The organism is Streptomyces sp. NPDC127106, from assembly GCF_042677605.1.
Classification (GTDB): Bacteria; Actinomycetota; Actinomycetes; order Streptomycetales; family Streptomycetaceae; genus Streptomyces.
The window spans coordinates 81,059-106,471 of the sequence record NZ_JBHXTC010000008.1 but is presented as its reverse complement, the minus strand read 5'-3'; the positions used below and the strand labels follow the sequence as shown (position 1 = coordinate 106,471).

Here is a 25,413-nt window from a genome sequence, read left to right as displayed (position 1 = left end):
GGGCGCGCGCCGCGTCGCGCGGGGGGGGGGTGGGGGGGCGCGGGCGCCCCCCCCCCCGCGCCGCCGGGGGGGGGGGGGCGGGCGGGCGCCCCCCCCCCCCCCCCCCTCCCGCGTGCCCGGCGCCGTACGGCAGGATGAGCGCATGACGAAGGTGCAGGAGGACCGGCCCGTACTGCCCACCCGGCAGGACGAGGTCGCCGCGGCGGGCAGCGAGTTCATCGGTGGCCCCATCGGCCGCCATGCCAGGCTGGGCGGTCACTGGCTGCACCCGGTCGGTGTCGTGGTCCTGGTCGCCCTCGGGATGTTCGCGCTCGGCATGGTGCAGAAGCTGCCCTGCTACGACTGGGCGTGGTTCCGGGGCGCCGGGTCCCAGTACACCCACGCCTGTTACTCCGACATCCCGCACCTGTTCGTCGCGCGCGGCTTCGCGGACGGCCTCACGCCGTACTTCGACCGGCTGCCGGGCGACATGGAGTACCTCGAGTACCCCGTGCTCACCGGCCTGTTCATGGAGGTCGCGTCCTGGCTGACCCCCGGCGGCGGCTCCATGCAGCACCGCGAGCAGATGTACTGGATGGTCAACGCCGGGATGCTGATGGCCTGCGCGGCCGTCATCGCCGTGTGCGTCGCCCGCACCCACCGCCGCCGGCCCTGGGACGCGCTGCTCTTCGCGCTCGCGCCCGCCTTCGCACTCACCGCGACGATCAACTGGGACCTGCTGGCCATCGCCCTGACCGCCGCGGCCATGCTCATGTGGTCCCGCGGCCGCACCCTGCTCTTCGGTGTCCTCGTCGGTCTGGCCACCGCGGCGAAGCTCTACCCCGTCCTGCTGCTCGGGGCACTGTTCGTGCTGTGCTGGCGGGCCGGCAAGTGGCGTGCGTTCGGTGCGGCGGTCCTCGGCGCGGCCGCCTCATGGCTCGTGGTGAACCTGCCCGTCATGCTGTTCGCCTGGGACGGCTGGAAGAAGTTCTACACGTTCAGCCAGGAGCGGCCCATCGACTTCGGCTCGGTGTGGCTGCTGATCTCCCAGCGCTCGGGCAATCCCCTGACCGACGCCAACACCTACGCGACGGGCCTGACGCTGCTCCTGTGCGCAGCCATCGGCCTGCTCGGGCTGACCGCGCCCCGCCGGCCGCGCTTCGCGCAGCTGGCCTTCCTGGTCGTGGCCGTCTTCATCCTGGCCAACAAGGTCTACTCGCCCCAGTACGTGCTGTGGCTCATCCCGCTCGCGGCGCTGGCCCGGCCGCGCTGGCGGGACTTCCTCGTCTGGCAGGCCACCGAAGTCGTGTACTTCCTCGGGATCTGGTTCTACCTGGCCTACACGACGAGCGGTGACAAGCACCAGGGCCTGCCCACGGAGGGCTACCAGCTGGCCATCGCCGCCCATCTGCTGGGCACGCTCTACCTGTGCGCGGTCGTCGTGCGCGACATCCTGATGCCCGAGCGGGACGTCGTACGCCGTGACGGGTCGGACGACCCCTCCGGCGGTGTCCTGGACGGGGCCGAGGACGTGTTCGTGCTCTCGGACGCGGCGAGGGCGCCGCGGAATGCGGCGCCCTCGGAGGGACAGCGGGTTCGCTGGGGCACGGCCCCCGGGGACTGACGGCCTCGGGTCGGACCGGCTCGGGGCCCCGGCCCGGGATCAGGCGTCGACGATCCGGTCGAACTGCGTCGTCGTGTGGCGCAGGTGCGCCACGAGCTCGTCGCCGACCTGGGGCTCGGGCGCGTCCGACGGCACGAACAGGATCGAGACCTGCATGTGCGGCGGCTCGGCGAACCAGCGCTGCTTGCCCGCCCACACGAAGGGGGAAAGGTTCCGGTTCACGGTGGCCAGGCCGGCCCGTGCCACGCCCTTGGCGCGCGGCATGACACCGTGCAGGGCCTTGGGTGCCTCCAGGCCCACCCCGTGGGAGGTGCCTCCCGCCACCACGACGAGCCAGCCGTCGGAGGCCGCCTTCTGCTGCCGGTAACCGAACCGGTCGCCCTTGGCCACCCGGGTGACGTCCAGGACGCTGCCGCGGTACTCGGTCGCCTCGTGGTCCCCGAGCCACAGCCGCGTGCCGATACGGGCGCGGAAGTGGGTCTGCGGGAACTGCTGCTGCAGTCGGGCCAGGTCGTCGGACTTCAGGTGGCTGACGAACATGGTGTGCAGCGGCAGACGGGCCGCGCGCAGCCGGTCCATCCAGCCGATGACCTCCTCGACCGGGTCCGAGCCGTCCGGCCGGTCCAGCGGCAGGTGCAGGGCGAAGCCCTCCAGCCGCACGTCCTCGATCGCCGCGTGCAGCTGGCCCAGGTCCTGCTCGGAGATGCCGTGGCGGCGCATCGAGCTCATGCACTCGATGACCACACGGGCGCCGACCAGGCCGCGGACCCCGTCCAGCGAGGCTACGGAGCGGATCACCCGGTCCGGTAGCGGGACCGGGTCCTCACCCCGCCGGAACGGGGTGAGGACGAGCAGGTCGCCGCTGAAGAGGTCCTTGATGGCAGCGGCCTCGTACGTCGTGCCGACGGCCAGGATGTCGGCGCCCAGGCGGGTCGCCTCCTCGGCCAGCCGCTCGTGGCCGAATCCGTAGCCGTTGCCCTTGCAGACCGGGATCAGTCCGGGGAACCGGTCCTGGATCTGCTTGTGGTGCGCACGCCAGCGCGCGGTGTCGACGTAGAGCGTGAGCGCCATGCCCGTCCGGAACCTCTCTGGAATGGCTGCGTGAAGCAGCGGTGCGTGGTGGGGGGTGCAGCCGGTCAGCGACGCGACATGTAGATGTCGAGTGCCTTGTGCAGCATCTTGTTCAGCGGGAAGTCCCACTCGCCGACGTACTCGACGGCCTCGCCGCCCGTACCGACCTTGAACTGGATCAGGCCGAACAGGTGGTCGTTCTCGTCCAGCGTGTCACTGATGCCGCGCAGGTCATAGACGCTCGCGCCCAGCGCGTACGCGTCGCGCAGCATGCGCCACTGCATCGCGTTCGAGGGCCGCACCTCGCGCTTGTGGTTGGCCGACGCGCCGTACGAGTACCACACGTGCTGGCCGACGGTGATCATCGTAGCCGCGGCCAGGGCCTCGCCCTCGTGCTTGGCGAGGTACAGCCGCATGCGGTTCGGGTCCTCGGAGTTGAGGGCCGTCCACTGGCGCTGGAAGTAGCTGAGCGGGCGCGGGCGGAACTTGTCGCGCACAGCCGTGATCTCGTACAGGTGCTGCCAGGTCTCCAGGTCCTCGTAGCCGCCCTGGACGACCTCGACGCCGGCCTTCTCGGCCTTCTTGATGTTGCGGCGCCACAGCTGGTTGAAGCCCTTGAGGACGTCGTCCAGCGAGCGGTTGGCCAGCGGCACCTGGAAGACGTAGCGGGGCTGGACGTCGCCGAAGCCGGCGCCGCCGTCCTCGCCCTGCTGCCAGCCCATGCGGCGCAGCTTGTCCGACACCTCGAAGGCGCGGGGCTCGATGTGCGAGGCCTCCACGTCGCGCAGGCGCTTGACGTTCGGATCCTGGATGCCGGCCTTGATGGCGGCGGAGTTCCAGCGGCGGATGACGACGGGCGGTCCCATCTTCACGGTGAAGGCGCCCTGGCGCTTGAGGTGCGCCAGCATCGGCTGGAGCCACTCCTCCAGATTCGGGGCGAACCAGTTGATGACGGGGCCCTCGGGCAGGTAGGCGAGGTACCGCTTCACCTTGGGCAGCTGGCGGTACAACACGAGTGCGGCACCGACGAGTTCGTCGTTCTCGTTGAACCATCCGAGGTTCTCGGCCCGCCACTCGTTCTTCACGTCGGCCCACGCCGGGACCTGGCAGTGGCTAGCCGAGGGCAGGCTCTGGAGATAACCCAGATGCTGCTCTCGGCTGATGGTCCTCAGGGACAGGCTCATGCGGGGCGTCTCCTCCGGCGGCTTCGCTGGCTATGGCGCGAAGCCTACTGCGACAAGGGCGCCGCCCTTCTGGGGGACGGGCCGTAACCGGGCCGGTCGGGGGGCCGGCGCCCTGTCGCGGAGGTGCCCGATCAGCCCAGCAAGCCCCCGAAGAGCCCGCCGTGGGCCATGCCGAGGTAGAAGCCGAGCCCCGATGCACCAAGGCCGATGATCAGCGCGAAGCGCTCGCGTGTCGTTTCCGAGATGAATTGTCCGTACGCGCCGGTCAGGATTCCGACCAGTCCGGACCAGGAGGTGAGTAGGTGCAGATTGTCGAAAAATGCTGTGATGCATGCCACGGCGCCACAGACGAGTGTGATCGCCATCAGGGTGTCTTGCAGCGGATGGGGCTTGCCGTCGGTCGCGAGGAGCGAGATGGAGGGCTGCGAGCGCATTGCCTGTGCCATCGAAAGGCACCTCCTGGCTGAAGCGGACAGGTGCTGCGGGCCTACCTCCGGGCCGGGGGCATAGCACCGAGCACACCCGATGCCTACAGATTGTGGACCTCCTGCGCCGGATTTCAACCGGAAGGAGGCGGCGGGGTAGTCTGTACGGTCTGCGCGGTGTCTGCTCTCAGACGCCGTGCGGCACGCATCACGACCCTCCTGCCACGGAACGACCGTGGCCGCTGAGTCCAAAGGAGGTGGGTTCCACATGCGTCACTACGAAGTGATGGTCATCCTCGACCCCGATCTCGAGGAGCGCTCTGTCGCCCCCCTGATCGAGAACTTCCTCTCCGTCGTCCGCGAGGGCAACGGAAAGGTCGAGAAGGTCGACACCTGGGGCCGTCGTCGTCTCGCTTACGAGATCAAGAAGAAGCCCGAGGGCATCTACTCGGTCATCGACCTGCAGGCCGAGCCTGCGGTCGTCAAGGAGCTCGACCGCCAGATGAACCTGAACGAGTCGGTTCTCCGGACCAAGGTCCTTCGCCCCGAGACCCACTGAACCTCGGTTCAGCGGTAATCGGGTTCGAGTAGCACAGCAGCCAGCAGCAAATCCCCGCCGAGAGGTTCATCCATGGCAGGCGAGACCGTCATCACGGTCGTCGGCAATCTCGTCGACGACCCCGAGCTGCGCTTCACCCCCTCGGGTGCGGCGGTCGCGAAGTTCCGCGTCGCGTCCACCCCCCGCACCTTCGACCGTCAGACGAACGAGTGGAAGGACGGCGAGAGCCTGTTCCTGACCTGCTCGGTGTGGCGGCAGGCGGCGGAGAACGTCGCCGAGTCCCTTCAGCGAGGCATGCGCGTCGTCGTGCAGGGTCGGCTGAGGCAGCGGTCGTACGAGGACCGTGAGGGTGTCAAGCGCACGGTCTTCGAGCTGGACGTCGAGGAAGTCGGTCCCAGCCTGAAGAACGCCACGGCCAAGGTCACCAAGACCACGGGCCGGGGTGGCCAGGGCGGGTACGGCGGCGGCCAGCAGGGCGGCGGCGGTGGCGGTGGCTGGGGCGGAGCCCCCAGCGGCGGCCCGCAGGGCGGCGGAGGCCCCTCCGACGACCCGTGGGCGTCCAGCGCGCCGGCCGGCGGCCAGCAGGGTGGCGGCGGTGGCTGGGGTGGAAACTCCGGCGGCGGCTACTCGGACGAGCCTCCCTTCTAGGGAAGCTCGCACCCCCACTTCTTGATCACACAGGAGAGACACCATGGCGAAGCCGCCTGTGCGCAAGCCGAAGAAGAAGGTCTGCGCATTCTGCAAGGACAAGACCGCGTACGTGGACTACAAGGACACGAACATGCTGCGGAAGTTCATTTCCGACCGCGGCAAGATCCGTGCCCGCCGCGTTACCGGCAACTGCACGCAGCACCAGCGTGACGTCGCCACGGCCGTGAAGAACAGCCGTGAGATGGCGCTGCTGCCCTACACGTCCACCGCGCGATAAGGAAAGGGTGACCGACTAATGAAGATCATCCTGACCCAGGAGGTCTCGGGCCTCGGTGCCGCCGGCGACGTCGTCGACGTCAAGGACGGTTACGCTCGCAACTACCTGGTCCCGCGTGGTTTCGCGATCCGCTGGACCAAGGGTGGCGAGAAGGACGTGGCGCAGATCCGCCGCGCCCGCAAGATCCACGAGATCGCGACCATCGAGCAGGCCAACGAGGTCAAGGCCCAGCTCGAGAGCACGAAGGTCCGCCTGGCCACCCGCTCGGGTGACGCCGGCCGCCTCTTCGGCTCCGTGACCCCGGCCGACATCGCCACGGCGATCGAGGCTTCCGGTGGTCCGAAGGTCGACAAGCGCCGCGTGGAGCTGGCTGCCCCGATCAAGACCCTCGGTTCGTACCAGGTCTCCGTGCGTCTGCACGCCGAGGTCGCCGCGAACGTGGGCGTCGAGGTCGTCGCCGCCTAAGTGCTGCGCATGAAGGGCCGCACCCCGCCGGGTGCGGCCCTTCGTCGTTCTGCCGCCTTCGGTGCGGGGTGGTGGCGGGGGCCGATGTTTCACGTGGAAAATCGGCAGCCCGCAGGGGGCGGCGGTTTCACGTGAAACATCGGCCCGGTACTCAGCGGGTCGCCCCGACGACGGCCCATCGGCCGGAGCGGGCGCGCAGCTGGAGGGTCACCAGCCGGACCAGCATCATCAGGGTCATGGCCCACCACAGTGCCGTCAGCCCGCCGCCGACGACCGGCACGAGCAGGGCGGCCGGGGCGAAAACGGCCAGCGTCGTCAGCATTGCCCAAGCCAGATAACGTCCGTCACCCGCGCCCATCAGGACGCCGTCGAGCACGAAGACCACCCCGGCGACGGGCTGGGACACGGCCACGACCAGCAGGGCGGGCAGCAGGGCCTCCTCCACCACCGGGTCGGTGGTGAACAACGGCACGATCAGGGGGCGGGCCACGGCCACCAGCGCCCCGAGGGCGGCACCGGAGACGATCCCCCACTGCACCATGCGGCGGCAGACCGCTTTGGCGCCCCCGACGTCGCCGGCTCCCAGGTAGCGGCCGATGATCGCCTGTCCGGCAATGGCGATCGCGTCCAGAGCGAAGGCGAGCAGGCTCCACAGGGCGAGGACGATCTGGTGGGCGGCGATGTCCGCGTCGCCGAGCCGGGCGGCCACGGCGGTCGCGATCATCAGGACGGCGCGCAGGGACAGGGTGCGGATCAGCAGCGGTACTCCGGCCTGGGCGCAGGCCCGGATGCCCGTCGCATCGGGGCGCAGCGAGGCTCCGTGCTTCCGGGCGCCGCGGATCACCACGTAGAGGTAGGCGGCGGCCATGGCGCACTGGGCGATGACGGTGCCCCAGGCGGAGCCCGCGATGCCGAGGCCGGCTCCGTAGACGAGAGCGGCGTTGAGGGCCGCGTTGAGGGCGAAGCCGGCCACGGCCACGTACAGCGGGGTCCGGGTGTCCTGGAGGCCGCGGAGCACGCCCGTGGCCGCCAGGACCACGAGCATGGCAGGGATGCCGAAGGCGGAGATCCGCAGATAGGTGATCGCGTAGGGGGCGATGGTGTCGGAGGCCCCGAAGGCCGAGACCAGCCAGGGTGCTGTGGGAAGCGCGAGGGCGACGACGGCCGCGCCCAGGAGGAGGGCGAGCCAGATGCCGTCCATGCCCTGTCGGAGCGCGGCTCCCAGGTCGCCCGAGCCGACGCGGCGGGAGACGGCCGCGGTGGTGGCGTAGGCGAGGAAGACGAACACGCTGACGGCGGTCGTCAGGAGGGCCGCGGCGACGCCGAGTCCGGCCAGCTGGGAGGTGCCCAGGTGCCCCACGATGGCGCTGTCGGCCAGCACGAAGAGGGGCTCCGCGACGAGCGCGCCGAAGGCCGGCACGGCGAGAGTCAGGATCTCTCGGTCGTGCCGTCTCGGTGGAGCCTTCGGTGTGTCCAGGGCCTGTGTCATGTGCTCAATCTAATCTTCCACAGGTAAGAGACACAACTGCGCTGTGGTCCTTACTGAATGATCGGTTCCGGTGTGCGCGACAACCTGTCGGAGGCGATCTCGGCACCGCGGCCAAGAAATTTCTCCCCCACAGCCGGTGGAGGAAGAATGTGCAGGTCAGGCTAGGTGGTTGGGTAGGTCAGGTGATTTTGTCCACAGCGCCGTCCCCTGGTCCGTGCACAGCTTCCGGCGAGTTACCCACAGCATTGCGTCCGTCATCCACATCTCATCCACACAGCCTGTGGATAACAAGATTGGCTGACGCCGCTCTCGGCCCTACCGTTGTGCGTTGCCCGACCGGCTGACTGCCGTCCCGGGTGTCCCAAATGTCAGGGCCGTGCCCCGGAGAGAGCGGCATGGTGAGGTCCGCGCTGCGGACGTGAGGAGGCGGGCCGGTGAGTATGCCCGAGCCCATGGACGACCCTTGGGCCGACAGCGGTCCCGGCGACCGTCTGCCCACCCGCTCGCGCCGCGGCGCCGACAGCCGCGGCCGTGGGGAAGAGCAACACGAGCGAGGACGCGAGGGCGGCTCCTGGGACGGCGGAGGCTTCGAGCGCGTTCCGCCGCAGGACCTCGACGCCGAGCAGTCGGTGCTCGGCGGCATGCTGCTGTCCAAGGACGCCATCGCGGACGTCGTCGAGATCATCAAGGGTCACGACTTCTACCGGCCGTCGCACGAGACCATCTACCAGGCCGTCCTCGACCTGTACGCCAAGGGCGAGCCCGCCGACCCGATCACGGTCGGCGCCGAGCTGACCCGACGCGGCGAGATCGGTAAGGTCGGCGGCGTCTCGTACCTGCACACGCTGGTCCAGTCGGTGCCCACGGCTGCCAACGCCTCGTACTACGCGGAGATCGTCCACGAGCGTGCGGTCCTGCGCCGCCTCGTCGCCGCCGGAACGAAGATCACACAGATGGGATACGCGGCCGACGGCGACGTCGACGAGATCGTCAACAGCGCCCAGGCCGAGATCTACGCCGTCACCGAGCAGCGGACCTCCGAGGACTACCTGCCGCTCGGCGACATCATGGAGGGCGCGCTCGACGAGATCGAGGCCATCGGCTCGCGCAGCGGCCAGATGTCCGGCGTCCCGACCGGGTTCACGGACCTCGACTCGCTCACCAACGGCCTGCACCCGGGCCAGATGATCGTCATCGCGGCCCGCCCCGCCATGGGCAAGTCGACGCTCGCGCTGGACTTCGCCCGTGCCTGCTCCATCAAGAGCAACCTGCCGAGCGTGATTTTCTCCCTCGAAATGGGGCGCAACGAGATCGCGATGCGCCTGCTGTCCGCAGAGGCCCGCGTCGCCCTGCACCACATGCGCTCCGGCACCATGACGGACGACGACTGGACCCGGCTGGCCCGCCGTATGCCGGACGTCTCCGCTGCCCCGCTGTACATCGACGACTCCCCCAACCTGTCGATGATGGAGATCCGGGCGAAGTGCCGGCGCCTGAAGCAGCGCAACAACCTGGCCCTGGTGGTCATCGACTACCTCCAGCTGATGCAGTCGGGCGGCTCCCGCCGGCCCGAGAGCCGCCAGCAGGAGGTCTCGGACATGTCCCGAAACCTCAAGCTGTTGGCCAAGGAGCTGGAGGTACCGGTGATCGCGCTGTCCCAGCTGAACCGTGGTCCCGAGCAGCGCACCGACAAGAAGCCGATGGTCTCCGACCTGCGTGAGTCGGGCTCGATCGAGCAGGACGCCGACATGGTGATCCTGCTGCACCGCGAGGACGCGTACGAGAAGGAGTCACCGCGCGCGGGCGAGGCCGACCTGATCGTGGCCAAGCACCGAAACGGCCCCACGGCGACGATCACGGTCGCCTTCCAGGGCCATTACTCGCGGTTCGTGGACATGGCCAACACGTAGCATCCGGGCATGGACGCCTTGCCTGAAGACCCGCACTTGCTTCCTTCCACCCGGCGTGCCCTCGGGCACCGGATCGCCGTCGCCCAGAGCGAGGGCCGGGCGCCCTCGGTGGTCGCCGCCGTGGCGCGCGGAGGCGCCCTGGTCTGGGAGGGGGCCCCGAGCCCGGCCGGCGGGCACGGCCCGGACGGGAACGTGCAGTACCGGATCGGATCGATCACCAAGACCTTCACCGCCGTCCTGGTGATGCGGCTGCGCGACGAGGGACTGCTGGCGCTCGGTGACCCCTTGGAAAAGCACCTGCCCGGGACCGGCGCCGGAGAGGTGACCGTCCGGCAGCTGCTGGCCCATTCGGGCGGGTTGGCCGCGGAGACACCCGGTGAATGGTGGGAACGGAGTTCCGCCTCGCTGCGCCCGGAGCTCTCCGACGTCCTGGGGGCGGAGCCGTTCCTCTTCGAGCCCGGCACGCGCCACCACTACTCCAACCCCGGCTACACACTGCTGGGTTCGCTCGTGGAGGCGGTGCGCGGCAAGCCCTGGGAAGAGGTACTGCGCACCGAGGTGCTGGAGCCGCTGGGGCTGGACCGGACGACCGTGCAGCCGCAGGCGCCGTACGCGGACGGCTGGGCCGTCCATCCGTGGGCCGATGTGCTGATGCCCGAGCCCCCGGAGGACCTGGGCCTGATGGCGCCGGCGGGTCAGTTGTGGTCCACCACACGGGACTTGGCGCGGTTCGGGCAGTTCCTGCTGCACGGGGACGAGCAGGTGCTCGCTGTCGGGGCGGTCCGGGAGATGGCCGCCGCCGCGGCGCCCGGCGAGCCGGGACTCGCCGAGTTCGGGTACGGGCTGGGGCTGCAGCTGACGGAGAGCGGCGGGCGCCGGCTCGTGGGGCACTGCGGCTCGCTGCCGGGCTTCGTCGCCGGCCTGTGGCTGAACCAGGCCGAGGACGTCGTGGCCGTGGTGCTGGCGAACTGCACGTCGGGGCTGCCGGCCGGGACCGTGGCCGCTGACCTGCTGACCCTCGTTGCGGACGCCGAACCGCGCTTCCCGGAGCCGTGGAAGCCCTTCGGCGAGGCGGACCCGGTGGCACTGGAGCTGTGCGGTCCCTGGTACTGGGGACCGGCGGCGCACGTGGTCCGGCTGAGGTCGAACGGGGAGCTGGAACTGGGCCCCGCGGGCGCGATGGGCCGCGCGGCCCGGTTCCGGGCGGAGTCGGACGGCAGCTGGCGGGGCCTGAACGGCTACTACGCGGGGGAGACGTTGAAGGCGGTCCGGCGGGCCGACGGCTCGGTGAGCCACCTCGACCTGGCGTCGTTCGTGTTCACGAGGCGGCCGTACGACGCCGAGGCCCCGGTTCCGGGCGGGGTGGACCCGCAGGGTTGGCGGGGGATCGGCTGACCCGCGGCCGGTCGCGGCGGATCCGGCCGTCGGCTGGCTTCCACTGGGCCGGGCCACGCCAGGGCCCGGCCTGCCGTGAGCGATCAGAGAGTGAGCTTGAAGCCGATGTGGGACGGCGTGAAGCCGAGCCGCTCGTAGAAGCGGTGGGCGTCGGCACGGGTCACATCGGAAGTGAGCTGGACCAGTTGGCAGTCCTCCCGACGGGACTGTTCGATCGCCCATTCGATGAACCGGGTACCCAGGCCGCTGCCGCGCTCGTCGGCGTGGACGCGGACGCCTTCGATGATGGAGCGGGTGGCCCCTTTGCGGGACAGGCCCGGGACGATGGTCAGCTGGAGCGTCCCCACGACCCGCCGGGCGCGGACCGCCACGACCACGTGCTGGTGGGGGTCTGCGGCCAGGCGCCGGTACGCGGCGAGGTACGGCGTGAGATCGTCCGGGGATTCGCGCGTGGCGCCGAGGGGATCGTCGGCCAGCATCGCGACGATGGCCGGCAGGTCTTCCTCGGTCGCCGGCCGGATGGCGAGCTCGGCGGTGTCGGACATGGAGGCGTCTCCTTTCTCAGCCGGCGGCCACGGTCAGCGGGGCCCAGCGTCGGGTCCAGTCACCGGGCAGTCCGGGGATGTCGCGGGTCATGACCGCGTTGTGGGCTACGGAGGCCAGGCCACGCTGCTTGAGCCAGCCGATGAGGTCTTCGTGGCGGACATCGACATCTGTGCGCAGGGGCCTGTGGGTGGTGGCGGCGAGGGCGGTGACGAGAGCCTGCGCGCATGCCGTGTCGCGGGCGATCAACGGTCCGATCACATGTGTCTCCATGTTGGGCCAGATCGCTGCGTACCCGGTGAGGTTGCCCGCGCCGTCCTCGGCGACCATGAGCCGGTCCGCGAAGGCCGGGAGCCGCGTGATCAGGTGGGTCCGGTCGGCGCCGAAGACCTCGGCGTCCAGACGGAGGATCCGTGCGATGTCCTCGGCGGCGGCGGGCCTGACGGTGGTGTTGCCCGGCCGCGGGGCTGCGGGATCGGGGCGGAAGGTTCCCCGGAGCATCTCGGCCCGGCCCGTGGTGGTGAAGCCGAGCTCCTCGTAGAGGGGGCGGCCGTAGGGCGTGGCGTGGAGAGCGAGCGGGACGCCCTTGAGGACGTCGTCGCACAGGTGCGTCATCAGGCGGCGCCCCAGTCCCTGGCGGGCGTACCGGTCGGCCACGAGGACCATTCCGATCGCGGCCAGCTCGGGCTTGTCGTAGGTGTGCCCGTAGGAGGTGACGACACAGGCTGCGGCTAGCCCCCGCCCGTCGGGGGCGTCGACCCCGTAGCCCTTGCCTGCGGCGAGGAGCAAGCCCCACTTGTGGTCCTCGCGGGGCCACCCGCGGTCTTCGGAGAGGTTGGCGCAGCGACGGAGATCATCCACCGTCAGCGCACGGATCGGCAGGTCGGTGAGGTGTGGTGGTGTCACGGGCCCAGATTGGATCACTGGTGAGTGTGCGTCCAGGGGAATTCGGGCGATGTTCGGCGCCGATCGGTCTGATGTTTCACGTGAAACCGCACGATGTTTCACGTGAAACCAGAACCGTGGTTTCACGTGAAACAGACCGTTTCACGTGAACCAGCGGCTAGCCTGCACTGCCATGACGCTGTTGCACCTCTTCGACCTCGACGGCACCCTGATGTACGGCTCGGCAGCACCGGTGGAGCTTTCCCGGCAGCTCGGCCTGGGCGCGGAGATCGCCGAGTTGGAGCGTTCGTTCGGAGCCCGTGAGATCGGCCCCCAGGAGTTCTCGGTGGCGGCCCACGCACTCTGGGCCGGGTTGACACCTGTGCATGTCCGAGCGGCGTTCGACGGCTCTCCCTGGCTGGCCGGGATCCGCGACGTGTGGCAGGAGATCCGCGAGCGGGGCGACTACTGCGCGGTGATTTCACTGTCGCCGTCGTTCTTCGTGGAGCTGCTGCTGGAGTGGGGTGCGCACGCCGCCCACGGCTCGGTGTTCCCCGAAGTCCCGTTCACCCGGCCCGTGGACGTGACCGGGATCCTGACGCCCAAGGACAAGGTCACCGTGGCCGACCGGCTGTGCTCCCGGTTCGGGGTCGGCCGGGCGGACTGCGTGGCGTACGGAGACTCGGCGACCGACGCGGTGCTCTTCGACGCGGTGCCGGTGTCGGTGGCGGTCAATGCCCGGCCCGCCTTGGCCGAGCGTGCCACGTACGTCTACGAAGGGCGGGACCTGCGCGACGCATACCAGCTCGTTGCCGCGGCACGCCCGGGAGTTGAGGCATCTTAAGAGGAAAGTGGGTTCGAAACGGGGGATTTCTTCATTCCCCCGCGAGTGTCTGGGTCGGCTGGCAGTCTGTGAGCCCCGGAACCACGGATTCAAAGGCCGTGGCGTGCTTTACCGACCGAGATGTTCGAAGCGAGGCACCGCATGGACGCTCCGCCCACCAGATCGGCCAGAGGGACGGTCCGGATACCGTCCGGGGGCAGTCAGGCCGAGCCCTCCCCGGACGCGGTACTCGTCCGCCGGACGCTGGAGGAGGTCGCACCCATTGCCGACCGGGTGACCTCGTACTTCTACGCCCTGGTGTTCGCCGGGCACCCGGAGGTACGGGGCATGTTCCCGGCCGCGATGGACGTCCAGCGCGACAGGCTGCTGAAGGCGCTGCTCACCGCGGCCGAACACATCGACAACCCGGCGGTCCTCACGCCCTACCTGCAGCGGCTGGGCACCGGACACCGCAAATACGGCACGCTTGCGGGCCACTATCCGGTGGTGGGCGAGGCCCTCATCGGGGCACTGTCCCGGTACGCCCAGAACACCTGGGGACCGGAGGTGGAGGCCGCATGGGTGCGGGCCTATACCGCCATCTCCCAGATCATGATCGATGCTGCCGCCGAGGACGAGCTGCGGTCCCCTGCGTGGTGGCACGCCGAGGTGGTCTCGCACGAGCTGCGCACGCCCGACATCGCGGTGCTGACCGTTCGCCCCGACCAGCCGTACGCCTTCCTGGCGGGCCAGTACACGAGCCTGGAGACCCCGTGGTGGCCGAGGGTCTGGCGGCACTACTCGTTCGCCTCGGCCCCGCGCGCCGACGGCCTGCTGTCCTTCCACGTCAAGGCCGTCCCGGCTGGCTGGGTCTCCAACGCCCTCGTACGTCACGCCCGCCCCGGCGACGTGCTGCGGCTCGGGCCGCCGGCCGGATCGATGGTGGTGGACCACAGCACCGACAACGGGATGCTGTGCCTGGCCGGCGGGACCGGTATCGCTCCGATCAAGGCGTTGATCGAGGATGTGGCGGTGCATGGCGAACGGCGCCCGGTGGAGGTGTTCTTCGGGGCGCGCACGGACGGGGACCTGTACGACAAGGACACGCTGCTGGGGCTCCAGCGCTCGCACCCGTGGCTGTCGGTGCGCCCGGTGGTCGGTGAGGGGCTGCAGGGGCAGCTGCCGCAGGCGATCGGCCGGCACGGCCCGTGGAGCTCGTACGACGCCTTCGTCTCGGGGCCGCCGGCGATGATCCGCAGTGGTGTGGGTGAGCTCGAGCGGATCGGCATTCCCCGGGAGCGGATCCGCTACGACGCGGTCGAGGAACTGGCGGACGTCGCCGGCTGACACCGGCACCGGCGGGCGCCCGCCTTCTGGAGGCCCGGATCAGCCCAGGTCGGGAGCATGCATGGCACGCACACCCTCGATGTTGCCGTCCAGGTAGTGGCGCAAGGACAGCGGCACGAGGTGAACGGCGGCGATGCCGACCCGGCTGAACGGCACCCGCACGATCTCGTACGTCCCCTCGGGCTGGTCCACCTCGGGGCCGTGCCGCTCGGCAGGGTCCATCGAGGCGAGCCGGCAGACGAAGAAGTGCTGCACCTTCACGCCGGTCACTCCCCCGTCGGCGATGTGCTCGACGGTGTCGACGAAGCAGGGCACCACATCGGTGATCTTTGCGCCGAGCTCCTCGTGGACCTCGCGGTGGAGGGCGTCCACGACGGTCTCGTCCGAGGGCTCGACTCCCCCGCCGGGGGTCAGCCAATAGGGGTCGACGCCGGGCTTGGTGCGCTTGATGAGGATCAGGTCGTCACCGTCGAGCAGGATCGCGCGGGCGGTGCGTTTGACCACGGGACGTTCGGTCATGGGAGAAGAGTGGCCCAGGACTGCGCCTCTGAAACGCGCTGCGGGCCGGAACCGGAACGCTCACCACTGCGCGGCGGCGCGCAGCAGCCGCTCGTGGGCGCGGGAGAGGTGGGCCAGGGAGAGGCTCCCGGTGCGTACGACGAGGAACCAGGTCCGCAGCGGAGGCACGGCGGGCTCCAGCAGAGCCACGACCTGTCCGCTGTCGAGGGCGCTCTGGCACAGGTAGCGGGGCAGGACGGCGAGTCCGGCACCGGCCCGGACGCATTCGAGCACGGCCCGCAGGTCGGGCACGACCACGGTGGCGGCATCGGGCTGCCGGGTGTCGGGCCGGGCCTCGAAGACGGCTGCCCAGTAGCGGGTGACGAGCGGAAGGCTCTCGTGGACCTCTACGAGCGGAATGCCGTCGAGGGTGGCGGGACCGCTGTCGCGCAGTCGGTCAGGGTCCACCAGGGCGGCCCAGTAGGGCGCGGCGACCAGTACGTGCTCCTCGTCGCACAGTGCGATGGCGGTGAAGAGTTCGCCCCGCGGTCGGGCGGTGGTGACGACGAGGTCGTGGTGGCCGGCGGCGAGCCCGTCGAGGGTCTCTTCGGCTCCGGTCCGCAGGGTGGTCCGCAGGGTGTGGCCCTGGCCGACGAGGGGCGCGAGGGCGGGCAGGACGCGCAGGCACAGGAACTCCGGGGGGCCGGCCAGGTGCAGGGTGCGCGCGGCTCCGGCAACCTCCCGTTCGGCTTCGGTGATCTGCAGGAGGGCGTCGAGGTGCGGGGCGGCCTTGTGGGCGAGTTCGTCCCCTACGGCTGTGGGGGTGACCCCGCGCGCCCGCCGGTGGAACAGTGGACGGCCCAGCTGGCGTTCGAGGGTGCGGATCTGGGACGTGACGGCGGGCTGGGACAGCCCGAGGAGTGCGGCGGCACGGGTGAACGAGCCGGCCCGGTGTACGGCGACGAAGGTGCGCAGCAGGGCCAGGTCCATGAGAGGCCCCCTCTCGGTGGGCCTTCCACTATAAATATGTCGATAGGAACCTGTCGTTACCGTGATTGGACTCTGACGCTGGGTCAACTAGCCTTGAGCGCGTGGTTCTTCGCGCGGGAACCCGGGGCGGTCCGAGCCAGGAGGGGGGAGGCTCGGACCGCCTTCAGCGCTGGCGGCAGGGTGGCTCAACCCCGGTCGACCCCTGCGGCGTCAAGGGCGCGCAGTACGTCCGAGACCAGGTCCTCCGTGTCCTCGGCGCCGGCGGAGAAGCGGATGAAGCCCTCCGGGACCGGGTCGCCGCCCCACCGTCCCCGCCGCTCGGCGGTGGAGCGCACGCCGCCGAAGCTGGTGGCGTCCTCGACGAGGTGCAGTGCGGCGAGGAAGCGTTCGGCGAAGGCGCGGTCGGGCAGGGCGAAGGAAACGACTGAGCCGAATCCGCGCATCTGCCGGGCGGCCGTGGCGTGGGACGGGTCCGAGGTCAGCCCCGGGTGGCGCAGCCCGGCCACCTCGGAGCGGCCGGCCAGGGCCTCCGCGACCGCCAGGGCGTTGGCCCACTGGCGCTGCGCGCGCAGCTGGATGGTGGCCAGGGAGCGGTGGGCGAGCCAGGCCTCCATGGGCCCCGGGATCGCTCCGATGATCTTGCGCCAGCGGCGGATCCCGGCAGCGAGCTCGGCATCGCGGCAGACGACGTAGCCGAGGAGGAGGTCGCCGTGACCGGTGAGCCCCTTGGTGCCGCTGGCCACAGAGAAGTCCGCTCCGAGCTCCAGTGGCCGCTGCCCGAGCGGGGTGGCGAGGGTGTTGTCGACGGCGACCAGGGTGCCGCCCGCGTGAGCCGCGTCGGCCAGGCGCCGTACGTCGCACACGTCGAGTCCGGGGTTGGACGGCGTCTCGATCCACAGCAACCGGGCCCCGTCGAGGACGGCGAGCTGGCCGTCGCCGGCGGTCGGGGCGGTCCGGACGTGGATCCCGTACGCCTCCAGCTGCTCCCGGACCAGCGGCAGTGCTTGGTAGCCGTCGTCGGGTAGGACGACGGTGTCGCCGGCACGGGCCTGCGAGAAGAGGACGGCGGAGACGGCGGCCATGCCGGAGGCGAAGACGACGGTGTCCACGCGCTCCCGGCCGGGGGCCTCCAGTTCCCCGATGGCCTGCTCCAGGAGGGTCCAGGTGGGGTTGGTGTCCCTGCCGTAGGCGTACGGGCCCGCGACGTCGCCGGGGAGATGGAAGTGAGCCGCGAAGACGGGGCCGGGTAGGGCCGGTTCGTTCTTCACCGGGGCGGGCAACCCGGCGCGCACGGCCCGGGTGCCGTCGCCCGGTCCGGGTGCCGTCTGCGGAGCCGTTTCCGGGACGTGGTCGTTCGCGCGGTCGGTCACGCGACGTGCTCCTTTGGGTTCAGGGCCCCCTGAGCGGCCTCCAGCAGGCCGGGGCAGGCCGCCTCGACGAGCCGCAGGCACTCCTCGAACCCGTCGAGGGAGCCGTAGTAGGGATCCGGTACGTCGGCGCCGGCCGGCGCGGCCGGGTCGTAGGACCGCAGCAGCCGGACCTTCGCTGCGTCCTCGGCGCTGGGAGCCAGCGCCCGCAGCGTGCGCAGGTGCCCCCCGTCCAGCGCGATGACGAGGTCCAGGGCGGCGAACCACGAGGGGTGGAACTGCCGGGCCCGGTGGCTCTGCTCGTACCCTGCGGCCTCCAGGACGGTGATGGTGCGCGGGTCCGCCCTGTCACCCTCGTGCCAGCCGTCGGTTCCGGCGCTGTCCACCTCGACCAAGCCGTCGAGTCCTGCCTCCGCGACACGGGCGCGGAAGACCGACTCGGCCATGGGCGAGCGGCATATGTTGCCCGTACAGACGAAGCACACGCGGTACACGGTCGCTCCGCTCAGTTCTTCTCGGGCAGGGCCAGGTTCACGGCCCAGGACACGACGGAGATGATCACGCCGCCGAGCAGCGCGCTCCAGAAGTTCTCGACGTGGAAGCTGAGCTCGAGCAGCTGGGCGAGCCACGACGTCAGGAGCAGCATCAGCGCGTTCACGACGAGGGTGAACAGGCCGAGGGTGAGGACGAACAGCGGCAGCGAGAGGAGCTTCACCACCGGCTTGACGATGAGGTTGACCAGGCCGAAGACCAGGGCGACGAGGACCAGCGTCAGCGTTCGGCGCCCCAAGGGGCTTCCGTCGTCGAGCGTGATGCCCGATACCAGCCAGATGGCGACGGCGAGGGCGGCCGCGTTCGCCAGCGTCTTGACTACGAAATTCGTCATGTGTCTGATCGTGGCAGAGAAGATCCAGGTGGTATATCGGCGGATCTGCCGATCCCGACCGCGAGAACACGAGGGGCACAACGACGATGAAGGCCTTCCGGCTGGACGAGCTCGAAGCGGAGCGGCTCGCCAACGACGGCGCCTACCTGCAGTTCCTGCGCGAGCGGAACATGTCGGTCGGGCTGTACGCACTCGATGCCGGCCAGAGCGACCCGCAGCAGCCGCACCGCCAGGACGAGGTGTACTTCGTGGTCAGCGGCCGTGCCTCGATCACGGTCGGTGAGGAGACGACTACCGTGGCCCGGGGCAGCGTCGTCTACGTGCCGGCCGGCGTGCCGCACAAGTTCCACCACATCACCGAGGACCTGAAGGTGCTGGTGGTGTTCTCCCCGCCGGAGGCGTGACCACGACGCAGGTGAGGGTCGGCCCCCGGATCCCCCTAGGGGCAGGATCAGGGGAGTCCGGGGGCTCGCGGGCCCCCGTCCGCAGGCGCGTCCTCCTAGCATCGAAGGCAGGAAACGGACGTCACCGACGGGGACGCGGAAGAGGAAGAGGTCGAGGACATGGACGGCATCCGGGAAACACTGGCAGGCATGCCCTGGTGGGTGAAGTGGGTCGCGATCCCGCTTCTGGTGCTCTTCGTCTTCGGCGGCGTCATCACGAGCATCCTCGGTGCCCTGATCGGGTTTGCCTTCAAGGCGCTGCTCTTCGTCGGACTGGTCGGCGGCTTGGTCCTCCTGGTGAAGAAGTTCGGTGGTAGCAGCGCGAAGTCCTCGTCCCGGGAGTGGTAGCGGGGGGCTGCGGGCTCCGGTTCGAGCCACCCGGGCATTAACCCGGGTGGCCTAACGCGGGGCTCTGGTCCGCTCACCGGGCGGGACGCGGTCGCTAGAGTGCAGTCTGCGCCGTCCCCCTGGGTGCGAACGCCGGTACGGCCGCTCCGACTCGCGGCCATGCCACGCAGGAACGAGCACGGTCCCGGGACGCGGCATGCGCGGGGGCGGCCCCCGCCGGGTGGGCTTCCACGGCCCGCCGCCACGCCTGGGGGTGAGTCCTTGTCTCCGGTTCACAATGCCGGTGTGCCGACCCTGATCGGCTCGGTCCAGCGGGCGCTGAGGCTGCTCGAAGCAGCCGGGTCCCATAGCGGGGGAGCCCCGGCGAAGCAACTGGCGCGTGAGGCCGGGCTCCCGCTTCCCACCGCGTACCACCTGCTGCGGACGCTCACGCACGAGGGGTACCTACGCCGTGAGGGTGGCGTGTTCGTTCTCGGGGCCGCGGCCGGACGGCTGGCGGCCGGTGGATTGCAGCAGAAACGTCGCACCATGATCCGCGATTCGCTCGCGCACTTCCGTGATGCGGTCGGGGCCCCCGTCTACTTCGCGGTTTTCCGCGAGGGTGAAATCGAGGTCGTGGGTGTGTCGGACACCCCGGCCGATCCGGCCGTCGAGGAGTGGGCCGACTTCCGGGCGACCGGCCACGCGCACGCGATCGGGCAGTGCCTGCTGGCTCAGCTCGACGAGGAGACGCGCCGGGACTACTACGACCGCCATCCGGTCGAGGCCATCACCCCCTACACCGTGCGGGACCAGCGCGCCCTGGAGCAGAAGATCGGTTCCCTGGGGCGCATGGAACCCGTGACCGAGCGTCAGGAGTACGCGCTGGGCACGGTATGCGCCGCCATTCCGATCACCGCCGGCGACGCCGCCGCGACGATGGCCATTTCTCTTCCCTTCCATCAGCAAGGAAGATTGCCGTGGGTAGTCGATCGGCTACGGAGTGAAGTAGGCGCGCTGCTGAGTACCCTCTCCTTCTCTATCAGTATCTGAAAACTCACTCCTTGTGATCCGCTAGCGCTTCCACCAATCTTGTCAAGGGGGTCCCGGGGGGTTATTCCTGGCCACTTCCACAACAGCGGGGTAGGCAATGCGCGAGTCGGTACAGGCAGAAGTCATGATGAGCTTCCTCGTTTCCGAGGAACTCTCGTTCCGGATCCCGGTGGAGCTCCGGTACGACGCCGGCGACCCGTACGCGGTACGGCTGACCTTCCACCTCCCCGGGGACGCGCCGGTGACCTGGGCGTTCGGGCGGGAGCTCCTGCTCGACGGCATCAACAAGCCGTGCGGGGAAGGCGACGTCCACATCGCTCCGGCCTCGTCCGAGGAGCTGTCGGACGTCCACATCCGGCTCCAGGTCGGCAGCGACCGCGCCCTCTTCCGGGCCGGTGCGGCACCCCTGGTCGCCTTCCTCGACCGCACCGACCGGCTGGTTCCGCTCGGTCAGGAGCGCAGCCTCGGCGACTTCGAGGTGAGCCTCGACGAAGCGCTCGACAGGATCCTCGCCGAGTCCCGGCAGAACGAGCAGAACGCCGGCTGACAGCCGGTCTCAGCGCTTGCGCCGCCTACCCCGGCCCCGGCTCCCCCGCCCGGCACCCGGGGCGGCCGCCTTCGTACTACCGGCCGTGCCCGCCGGCCGGTCGGCGGACACCACGAGCGCCGCCAGCGCCGTCGTGACCGGGACCGAGGCCACCAGGCCGATCGAGCCCACGAGGGTCCGTACGATCTCCACCGCGACGAGCTCGCTGTTGGCCACCGCGCCCACGCTGCTGTTCGCGATCGAGAACAGCAGCAGCAGGGGCAGGGCCGCGCCCGCGTAGGCCAGCACGAGGGTGTTGACCACCGATGCGATGTGGTCTCGGCCGATGCGGATGGCCGCGCGGTACAGGGAACGCGGCCCCATCGCCGGGTCCGCGTGGTGGAGTTCCCAGACCGCTGAGGTCTGAGTGACCGTCACGTCATCGAGTACGCCGAGCGACCCGATGATGATGCTCGCGAGCAGCAGACCACTCATGTCGATGTCCGGGTAGAGCCCGTGGATCAGCCCGGTGTTGTCGTCGGTGTTGCCGGTGAGGAACGCCCAGTCGATGAAGACCGAGCCCAGCAGTCCGATCAGCAGCAGTGAGACGAGCGTCCCGAGGACCGCGACGGAGGTGCGGGCGGTCAGTCCGTGGCACAGATAGAGCGCGATCAGCATGATGGCGCTCGCCCCGATGACCGCGACGACCAGCGGGTTCGAGCCCTGAAGGATCGCCGGCAGGATGAACAGGGTCAGCACGGCGAAGCTGATGACGAGGGCGATCAGCGCGAACAGGCCGCGCATCCTCCCCACCAGGACCACCACCAGGGCGAAGATGCCTGCCAGTACTGCCAGTGGGATCTTGCGGTTCACGTCGATCACGGAGTACTGCAGGTCCCGGGGCGCATCGGGGGCGTAGGCGACGACCACTTCCTGACCGTCCGCCAGTTGTCGGGGCGCCCCCGGCTGGACGACCTCGATGAAGGTGCGTCCCTTGTCGCGCCCCGTGCCGACTTCGACGGTGGCCTTCTTGCACTGGCCGGTCTGTGCGGCCTGTGCCTCGCGGCCCTCCGGTGTCGAGGGGTTGGCCGTTGGCGGCACCTGCGAGGCGTTCACGGATTTGCAGTCGACCTGTTCGAGCCGAACCACCCGGCCCTGCTCGGTCTGGCGGTCGAAGCCCACGCCCGAGCGCTCGTGTGCGGGGGCGCCGCCTGGCCAGAGCACCGCCATGCCGACGAACACGGCCGTGGCGAAGGGGATCAGCACGGCTGCGATGACCTTGCGAAGGTGCTTCGAGACGGGAGCCGCAGGCCCGTGGCCGTGGGAATGGCCGTGCGCGTGCCCGTGATCGGCATGTGCGTGGCCAGTGTGACCTGTGGGCTCGGCGGGCTCGTCGGGGGGCTGAGTCGAGGATGTCACCGGCTGATCATCGCAAGAGTTGAGGGGGCCCACTGTTCAGCACGCCACAGATGACGCTAGCGTGGGGGCACCTTTGCACAACGCGGGAGCTCGGAGCACCGGGCTGAGAGGGCGCTGATCACCGTACGGCACGACGTGCGTACGGGAAGAGGCTGCGCCGACCGCCGAACCTGTTACCGGGTAATGCCGGCGTAGGGAGATCAGGTCTCATGACCATTCAGGACGCACGCACGCCTGCCGTCGGCCAGGACGCCGACGGCCAGACCGAGCGCCAGCCGGGCTGGCACAAGGGCTACGTGGCGGGCTCCCGCCCCGACATTCGGGTGCCGGTTCGCCAGGTCCATCTCACCAACGGCAAGGACGTGACGCTCTACGACACGTCCGGTCCGTACACCGACCCGCAGATCGAGACGGATGTCCGACGGGGTCTGCAGCCGCTGCGCGAGAACTGGATCATCGGCCGCGGCGACACCGAGGAGTACGCGGGCCGTCCCGTGCGCCCCGAGGACGACGGCATCAAGCACACCTCGCCGCGCGGCGGCCTCAAGAACCTCGACGCGGTCTTCCCGGGCCGTCCGCGCCTGCCGCGCCGCGGCCGTGGCGGCCAGGCCGTCACGCAGCTCGCGTACGCCCGCCGCGGTGAGATCACCCCGGAGATGGAGTACGTCGCGATCCGCGAGAACGTCTCCCCCGAGGTCGTGCGCGAGGAGATCGCCGCAGGTCGCGCCGTGCTGCCCGCGAACGTGAACCACCCGGAGATCGAGCCGATGATCATCGGCAAGAAGTTCCTGGTGAAGGTCAACGCCAACATCGGCAACTCCGCGGTCACCTCGTCCATCGAGGAGGAGGTCGAGAAGATGACCTGGGCGACCCGCTGGGGTGCCGACACGGTCATGGACCTCTCCACCGGCCGCAACATCCACACCACCCGCGAGTGGGTGCTGCGCAACTCTCCCGTGCCGATCGGCACCGTGCCGCTCTACCAGGCCCTGGAGAAGGTAGACGGCAGGGCCGAGGAGCTGACCTGGGAGATCTACAAGGACACGGTCATCGAGCAGGCCGAGCAGGGCGTCGACTACATGACGGTCCACGCCGGCGTGCTGCTCCCGTACGTGCCGCTGACCGCCCGCCGCAAGACCGGCATCGTCTCCCGCGGCGGCTCGATCATGGCCGCGTGGTGCCTGGCACACCATAAGGAGAACTTCCTCTACACGAACTTCGAGGAGCTCTGCGAGATCCTCGCCGCGTACGACGTGACGTACTCGCTGGGTGACGGCCTGCGCCCCGGCTCGATCGCGGACGCCAATGACGCAGCGCAGTTCGCCGAGCTGAAGACGCTGGGCGAACTGAACAAGATCGCCAAGAGCCACAACGTGCAGACCATGATCGAGGGCCCGGGTCACGTGCCCATGCACAAGATCAAGGAGAACATCGACCTCCAGCAGGAGATCTGCGAGGAGGCGCCGTTCTACACGCTCGGCCCGCTGACCACGGACGTCGCGCCGGCGTACGACCACATCACCTCGGGCATCGGCGCCGCGATGATCGCCTGGTGGGGCACGGCGATGCTCTGCTACGTCACGCCCAAGGAGCACCTGGGCCTGCCCAACCGCGACGACGTCAAGACCGGCGTCATCACCTACAAGATCGCCGCGCACGCGGCCGACCTGGCCAAGGGGCACCCGGGCGCCCAGGAGTGGGACGACGCCCTGTCGGACGCGCGCTTCGAGTTCCGCTGGGAGGACCAGTTCAACCTGGCTCTCGACCCGGACACGGCCCGCGAGTTCCACGACGAGACGCTCCCGGCCGAGCCGGCGAAGACCGCGCACTTCTGTTCCATGTGCGGCCCGAAGTTCTGCTCGATGAAGATCTCCCAGGACATCCGCCGCGAGCACGGCGGCGACCTGAAGGCGGACGAGATCGAGGCGGGCATGGCGGCGAAGTCCGCCGAGTTCGCGGCGACCGGCAACAGGGTCTACCTGCCGATCGCGGACTGACCCGGCGGGCCCACCGGGCCGGTCCCGCGACCCGTATGGGGGGAGTCGCGGGCCCGGCCCGGGGCCCGGCCGACCGGCGGCCCCGGCCGTGCGGGGCTTGCGCTGGAGCGCGCTCCAACTCCTAGAGTGCCGCCCCATGACCATGAGATACCGCAGTCTGGGCCGCACCGGCATGGAGGTCAGTGCGCACTGCCTCGGAACCATGATGTTCGGGGCAGTGGGGAACCCGGACCACGACGCATGCGTGCGGATCGTCCATGCTGCGCTCGACCGGGGCATCAACTTCATCGACACCGCGGACATGTACTCCGCCGGTGAGTCCGAGGAGATCGTGGGCAAGGCCCTTCGCGGCCGCCGCGACGACGTCGTCCTCGCGACGAAGGTCCACTTCCAGATGGGCGTGGGCCGCAACCGCAGCGGGAACTCGCGGCGTTGGATCGTGCGTGCCGTCGAGGACAGTCTGCGCCGGCTGGACACCGAATGGATCGACCTCTACCAGGTACACCGACCGGACCACACGACGGACATAGAGGAGACCCTGTCGGTCCTCGGCGATCTGGTGCGGGCGGGCAAGATCAGGGCCTTCGGCTGTTCGACGTTCCCCGCCGAGGAACTCGTCGAGGCCCACTACACGGCCGAGCGGCGGGGGCTGCCGAAGTTCCGGACGGAGCAGCCGCCCTATTCGGTCCTCGCACGGGGCATCGAGGCCGACGTCCTGCCGGTGGCGCAGCGGTACGGGATGGGCGTGCTCACCTGGAGCCCGCTCGCCTCGGGCTTCCTGACCGGCAGGTACCGGCTCGGCGAGCCCGTCGACCTGACCTCGGGACGGCCCGCACTCAGGCCGGACCGCTTCGACCCCGCCGTACCCGGCAACCTCGCGAAGCTCGAGGCCGTGGAGAAGCTCGTCGAGCTCGCCGACGGCATCGGCTGCACCCTGCCCGAGCTGGCCGTCGCCTTCCCGCTCGCGCATCCCGCCGTCACGTCGGTGATCATCGGGCCCCGGACCATGGACCAGCTGGAATCGCTGGTCGGGGGCGCCTCGGTGGTGCTCGACGATGCCGCGCTCGACCGTATCGACGAGATCGTGCCTCCCGGGACGAACGTCTACCCCCCGGACGGGGTCTGGCTCCCGCCGGCACTGGCTGATGCCGCGCAGCGGCGCCGCCCCTTGGGGGACCGCTCAGCAGGGTGACGCTCACGCCGGGTGTGACGCTCGAACGGGGGTGACAACTCGGGCGGGGTGACAGCCCGGCCGGGGGGCGACACCCTCGGCCGGACCC

The 25,413-nt window shown here is 70.0% G+C and carries 27 protein-coding genes and 1 riboswitch; of the genes, 15 read left to right on the top strand and 12 right to left on the bottom strand.

All coding sequences use genetic code 11. From position 1 onward, the window contains the following. Positions 1 to 142: 142 nt before the first annotated feature. Positions 143 to 1,603, top strand: coding sequence for a glycosyltransferase family 87 protein (locus tag ACFVGY_RS10985; RefSeq protein ID WP_385674270.1), 1,461 nt, complete (start codon positions 143 to 145; stop codon positions 1,601 to 1,603). Between the two features lie 39 nt (positions 1,604 to 1,642). Here ACFVGY_RS10985 and ACFVGY_RS10980 read toward each other — a convergent pair whose 3' ends face one another. The 3 genes from ACFVGY_RS10980 to ACFVGY_RS10970 all read right to left on the bottom strand — a co-directional run bounded on the left by ACFVGY_RS10980 (position 1,643) and on the right by ACFVGY_RS10970 (position 4,304). Then, the gene (locus ACFVGY_RS10980) at positions 1,643 to 2,674 is read right to left on the bottom strand and encodes an alanine racemase (protein ID WP_385674268.1); all 1,032 of its coding nucleotides are present in this window, start codon (positions 2,672 to 2,674) and stop codon (positions 1,643 to 1,645) included. Positions 2,675 to 2,739: 65 nt separating this feature from the next. Beyond that, positions 2,740 to 3,858: a lipid II:glycine glycyltransferase FemX gene (locus ACFVGY_RS10975; RefSeq protein WP_385674265.1), complete on the bottom strand. Its 1,119-nt coding sequence runs from the start codon at positions 3,856 to 3,858 to the stop codon at positions 2,740 to 2,742. 131 nt (positions 3,859 to 3,989) lie between these two features. Then, entirely contained in the window at positions 3,990 to 4,304 is a 315-nt protein-coding gene (locus ACFVGY_RS10970; RefSeq protein WP_179171804.1) for a hypothetical protein, read from the bottom strand. A gap of 247 nt (positions 4,305 to 4,551) precedes the next feature. Here ACFVGY_RS10970 and rpsF point away from each other — a divergent pair, with 247 nt between their 5' ends. The 4 genes from rpsF to rplI all read left to right on the top strand — a co-directional run bounded on the left by rpsF (position 4,552) and on the right by rplI (position 6,235). Then, on the top strand, positions 4,552 to 4,842 hold the full coding sequence (rpsF, locus tag ACFVGY_RS10965; RefSeq protein ID WP_100827172.1) for a 30S ribosomal protein S6: 291 nt from the start codon (positions 4,552 to 4,554) through the stop codon (positions 4,840 to 4,842). A 72-nt stretch (positions 4,843 to 4,914) separates the two neighbouring features. Continuing rightward, on the top strand, positions 4,915 to 5,490 hold the full coding sequence (locus ACFVGY_RS10960) for a single-stranded DNA-binding protein (protein ID WP_360621212.1): 576 nt from the start codon (positions 4,915 to 4,917) through the stop codon (positions 5,488 to 5,490). Between the two features lie 43 nt (positions 5,491 to 5,533). Beyond that, positions 5,534 to 5,770, top strand: a complete 237-nt coding sequence (rpsR, locus tag ACFVGY_RS10955) for a 30S ribosomal protein S18 (protein WP_005315025.1) — start codon at positions 5,534 to 5,536, stop codon at positions 5,768 to 5,770. Between the two features lie 18 nt (positions 5,771 to 5,788). After that, entirely contained in the window at positions 5,789 to 6,235 is a 447-nt protein-coding gene (rplI, locus tag ACFVGY_RS10950; RefSeq protein ID WP_360621210.1) for a 50S ribosomal protein L9, read from the top strand. A gap of 151 nt (positions 6,236 to 6,386) precedes the next feature. Here the strand turns inward: rplI and ACFVGY_RS10945 are convergent, their stop codons facing one another. After that, positions 6,387 to 7,724 (bottom strand): MATE family efflux transporter, encoded by a 1,338-nt coding sequence (locus ACFVGY_RS10945; protein ID WP_385674261.1) that lies wholly within the window; start codon positions 7,722 to 7,724, stop codon positions 6,387 to 6,389. 434 nt (positions 7,725 to 8,158) lie between these two features. Between ACFVGY_RS10945 and dnaB the strand changes: the two genes are divergently transcribed. Then, entirely contained in the window at positions 8,159 to 9,634 is a 1,476-nt protein-coding gene (gene dnaB, locus ACFVGY_RS10940; RefSeq protein WP_385674258.1) for a replicative DNA helicase, read from the top strand. 9 nt (positions 9,635 to 9,643) lie between these two features. After that, positions 9,644 to 11,029: a serine hydrolase domain-containing protein gene (locus tag ACFVGY_RS10935; protein WP_385674255.1), complete on the top strand. Its 1,386-nt coding sequence runs from the start codon at positions 9,644 to 9,646 to the stop codon at positions 11,027 to 11,029. 83 nt (positions 11,030 to 11,112) lie between these two features. Here the strand turns inward: ACFVGY_RS10935 and ACFVGY_RS10930 are convergent, their stop codons facing one another. Beyond that, positions 11,113 to 11,574: a GNAT family N-acetyltransferase gene (locus tag ACFVGY_RS10930; RefSeq protein WP_385674252.1), complete on the bottom strand. Its 462-nt coding sequence runs from the start codon at positions 11,572 to 11,574 to the stop codon at positions 11,113 to 11,115. Between the two features lie 16 nt (positions 11,575 to 11,590). Then, positions 11,591 to 12,478, bottom strand: a complete 888-nt coding sequence (locus tag ACFVGY_RS10925) for a GNAT family N-acetyltransferase (RefSeq protein ID WP_385674249.1) — start codon at positions 12,476 to 12,478, stop codon at positions 11,591 to 11,593. Positions 12,479 to 12,650: 172 nt separating this feature from the next. Here ACFVGY_RS10925 and ACFVGY_RS10920 point away from each other — a divergent pair, with 172 nt between their 5' ends. Together ACFVGY_RS10920 and ACFVGY_RS10915 are read left to right on the top strand one after the other, a co-directional pair. Beyond that, the gene (locus tag ACFVGY_RS10920; RefSeq protein WP_385674246.1) at positions 12,651 to 13,301 is read left to right on the top strand and encodes an HAD family hydrolase; all 651 of its coding nucleotides are present in this window, start codon (positions 12,651 to 12,653) and stop codon (positions 13,299 to 13,301) included. Between the two features lie 141 nt (positions 13,302 to 13,442). Further along, positions 13,443 to 14,627 carry a globin domain-containing protein gene (locus ACFVGY_RS10915; protein WP_385674244.1) on the top strand — a complete coding sequence of 395 codons (1,185 nt, stop codon included), beginning with the start codon at positions 13,443 to 13,445 and terminating at the stop codon, positions 14,625 to 14,627. A 39-nt stretch (positions 14,628 to 14,666) separates the two neighbouring features. On the opposite strand, the gene ACFVGY_RS10910 is transcribed toward ACFVGY_RS10915, so the two are convergent. From ACFVGY_RS10910 to ACFVGY_RS10890, 5 genes are all read right to left on the bottom strand, one after another. Continuing rightward, complete coding sequence (locus ACFVGY_RS10910) at positions 14,667 to 15,146, bottom strand: NUDIX domain-containing protein (RefSeq protein ID WP_385423234.1); 480 nt, start codon at positions 15,144 to 15,146, stop codon at positions 14,667 to 14,669. Positions 15,147 to 15,206: 60 nt separating this feature from the next. Further along, positions 15,207 to 16,115, bottom strand: a complete 909-nt coding sequence (locus ACFVGY_RS10905; protein ID WP_385674241.1) for a LysR family transcriptional regulator — start codon at positions 16,113 to 16,115, stop codon at positions 15,207 to 15,209. 185 nt (positions 16,116 to 16,300) lie between these two features. After that, positions 16,301 to 17,485 carry a cystathionine gamma-lyase gene (locus ACFVGY_RS10900; protein WP_385674238.1) on the bottom strand — a complete coding sequence of 395 codons (1,185 nt, stop codon included), beginning with the start codon at positions 17,483 to 17,485 and terminating at the stop codon, positions 16,301 to 16,303. Further along, a complete protein-coding gene (locus ACFVGY_RS10895; RefSeq protein WP_385674235.1) occupies positions 17,482 to 17,976 on the bottom strand; it encodes a low molecular weight protein-tyrosine-phosphatase in 495 nt (164 codons plus the stop codon). Before ACFVGY_RS10895 ends, ACFVGY_RS10900 begins: the two co-directional genes overlap by 4 nt. A gap of 11 nt (positions 17,977 to 17,987) precedes the next feature. After that, entirely contained in the window at positions 17,988 to 18,368 is a 381-nt protein-coding gene (locus ACFVGY_RS10890; RefSeq protein ID WP_385674232.1) for a phage holin family protein, read from the bottom strand. A gap of 86 nt (positions 18,369 to 18,454) precedes the next feature. On the opposite strand from ACFVGY_RS10890, the gene ACFVGY_RS10885 reads away from it, so the two are divergent. The 4 genes from ACFVGY_RS10885 (at position 18,455) to ACFVGY_RS10870 (ending at position 20,738) form a co-directional block, all read left to right on the top strand. Continuing rightward, positions 18,455 to 18,772, top strand: coding sequence for a cupin domain-containing protein (locus ACFVGY_RS10885; protein WP_385674229.1), 318 nt, complete (start codon positions 18,455 to 18,457; stop codon positions 18,770 to 18,772). A 168-nt stretch (positions 18,773 to 18,940) separates the two neighbouring features. Beyond that, positions 18,941 to 19,159 (top strand): DUF5326 family protein, encoded by a 219-nt coding sequence (locus ACFVGY_RS10880; RefSeq protein WP_385674532.1) that lies wholly within the window; start codon positions 18,941 to 18,943, stop codon positions 19,157 to 19,159. A gap of 285 nt (positions 19,160 to 19,444) precedes the next feature. Then, complete coding sequence (locus ACFVGY_RS10875) at positions 19,445 to 20,191, top strand: IclR family transcriptional regulator (RefSeq protein WP_385674226.1); 747 nt, start codon at positions 19,445 to 19,447, stop codon at positions 20,189 to 20,191. Between the two features lie 97 nt (positions 20,192 to 20,288). After that, entirely contained in the window at positions 20,289 to 20,738 is a 450-nt protein-coding gene (locus ACFVGY_RS10870) for an SsgA family sporulation/cell division regulator (RefSeq protein ID WP_385674224.1), read from the top strand. A 9-nt stretch (positions 20,739 to 20,747) separates the two neighbouring features. Here ACFVGY_RS10870 and ACFVGY_RS10865 read toward each other — a convergent pair whose 3' ends face one another. Then, entirely contained in the window at positions 20,748 to 22,136 is a 1,389-nt protein-coding gene (locus ACFVGY_RS10865) for a YibE/F family protein (RefSeq protein ID WP_385674221.1), read from the bottom strand. Positions 22,137 to 22,208: 72 nt separating this feature from the next. Further along, a riboswitch (TPP riboswitch) is annotated at positions 22,209 to 22,351 on the top strand. Here ACFVGY_RS10865 and thiC point away from each other — a divergent pair. Beyond that, positions 22,346 to 24,133, top strand: coding sequence for a phosphomethylpyrimidine synthase ThiC (thiC, locus tag ACFVGY_RS10860; protein ID WP_385674218.1), 1,788 nt, complete (start codon positions 22,346 to 22,348; stop codon positions 24,131 to 24,133). Its footprint overlaps the riboswitch before it by 6 nt. A 142-nt stretch (positions 24,134 to 24,275) precedes the next feature. After that, entirely contained in the window at positions 24,276 to 25,325 is a 1,050-nt protein-coding gene (locus ACFVGY_RS10855; protein WP_385674529.1) for an aldo/keto reductase, read from the top strand. Positions 25,326 to 25,413 lie beyond the last annotated feature (88 nt).

Bases quoted from the DNA above. Each gene is read 5' to 3' on its own strand.
- ACFVGY_RS10985 (WP_385674270.1), top strand. From the start codon at position 143: ATGACGAAGGTGCAGGAGGACCGGCCCGTACTGCCCACCCGGCAGGAC.
- ACFVGY_RS10980 (WP_385674268.1), bottom strand. From the start codon at position 2,674: ATGGCGCTCACGCTCTACGTCGACACCGCGCGCTGGCGTGCGCACCAC.
- ACFVGY_RS10975 (WP_385674265.1), bottom strand. From the start codon at position 3,858: ATGAGCCTGTCCCTGAGGACCATCAGCCGAGAGCAGCATCTGGGTTAT.
- ACFVGY_RS10970 (WP_179171804.1), bottom strand. From the start codon at position 4,304: ATGGCACAGGCAATGCGCTCGCAGCCCTCCATCTCGCTCCTCGCGACC.
- rpsF (WP_100827172.1), top strand. From the start codon at position 4,552: ATGCGTCACTACGAAGTGATGGTCATCCTCGACCCCGATCTCGAGGAG.
- ACFVGY_RS10960 (WP_360621212.1), top strand. From the start codon at position 4,915: ATGGCAGGCGAGACCGTCATCACGGTCGTCGGCAATCTCGTCGACGAC.
- rpsR (WP_005315025.1), top strand. From the start codon at position 5,534: ATGGCGAAGCCGCCTGTGCGCAAGCCGAAGAAGAAGGTCTGCGCATTC.
- rplI (WP_360621210.1), top strand. From the start codon at position 5,789: ATGAAGATCATCCTGACCCAGGAGGTCTCGGGCCTCGGTGCCGCCGGC.
- ACFVGY_RS10945 (WP_385674261.1), bottom strand. From the start codon at position 7,724: ATGACACAGGCCCTGGACACACCGAAGGCTCCACCGAGACGGCACGAC.
- ACFVGY_RS10935 (WP_385674255.1), top strand. From the start codon at position 9,644: ATGGACGCCTTGCCTGAAGACCCGCACTTGCTTCCTTCCACCCGGCGT.
- ACFVGY_RS10930 (WP_385674252.1), bottom strand. From the start codon at position 11,574: ATGTCCGACACCGCCGAGCTCGCCATCCGGCCGGCGACCGAGGAAGAC.
- ACFVGY_RS10920 (WP_385674246.1), top strand. From the start codon at position 12,651: ATGACGCTGTTGCACCTCTTCGACCTCGACGGCACCCTGATGTACGGC.
- ACFVGY_RS10915 (WP_385674244.1), top strand. From the start codon at position 13,443: ATGGACGCTCCGCCCACCAGATCGGCCAGAGGGACGGTCCGGATACCG.
- ACFVGY_RS10910 (WP_385423234.1), bottom strand. From the start codon at position 15,146: ATGACCGAACGTCCCGTGGTCAAACGCACCGCCCGCGCGATCCTGCTC.
- ACFVGY_RS10905 (WP_385674241.1), bottom strand. From the start codon at position 16,115: ATGGACCTGGCCCTGCTGCGCACCTTCGTCGCCGTACACCGGGCCGGC.
- ACFVGY_RS10890 (WP_385674232.1), bottom strand. From the start codon at position 18,368: ATGACGAATTTCGTAGTCAAGACGCTGGCGAACGCGGCCGCCCTCGCC.
- ACFVGY_RS10885 (WP_385674229.1), top strand. From the start codon at position 18,455: ATGAAGGCCTTCCGGCTGGACGAGCTCGAAGCGGAGCGGCTCGCCAAC.
- ACFVGY_RS10870 (WP_385674224.1), top strand. From the start codon at position 20,289: ATGCGCGAGTCGGTACAGGCAGAAGTCATGATGAGCTTCCTCGTTTCC.
- thiC (WP_385674218.1), top strand. From the start codon at position 22,346: ATGACCATTCAGGACGCACGCACGCCTGCCGTCGGCCAGGACGCCGAC.
- ACFVGY_RS10855 (WP_385674529.1), top strand. From the start codon at position 24,276: ATGAGATACCGCAGTCTGGGCCGCACCGGCATGGAGGTCAGTGCGCAC.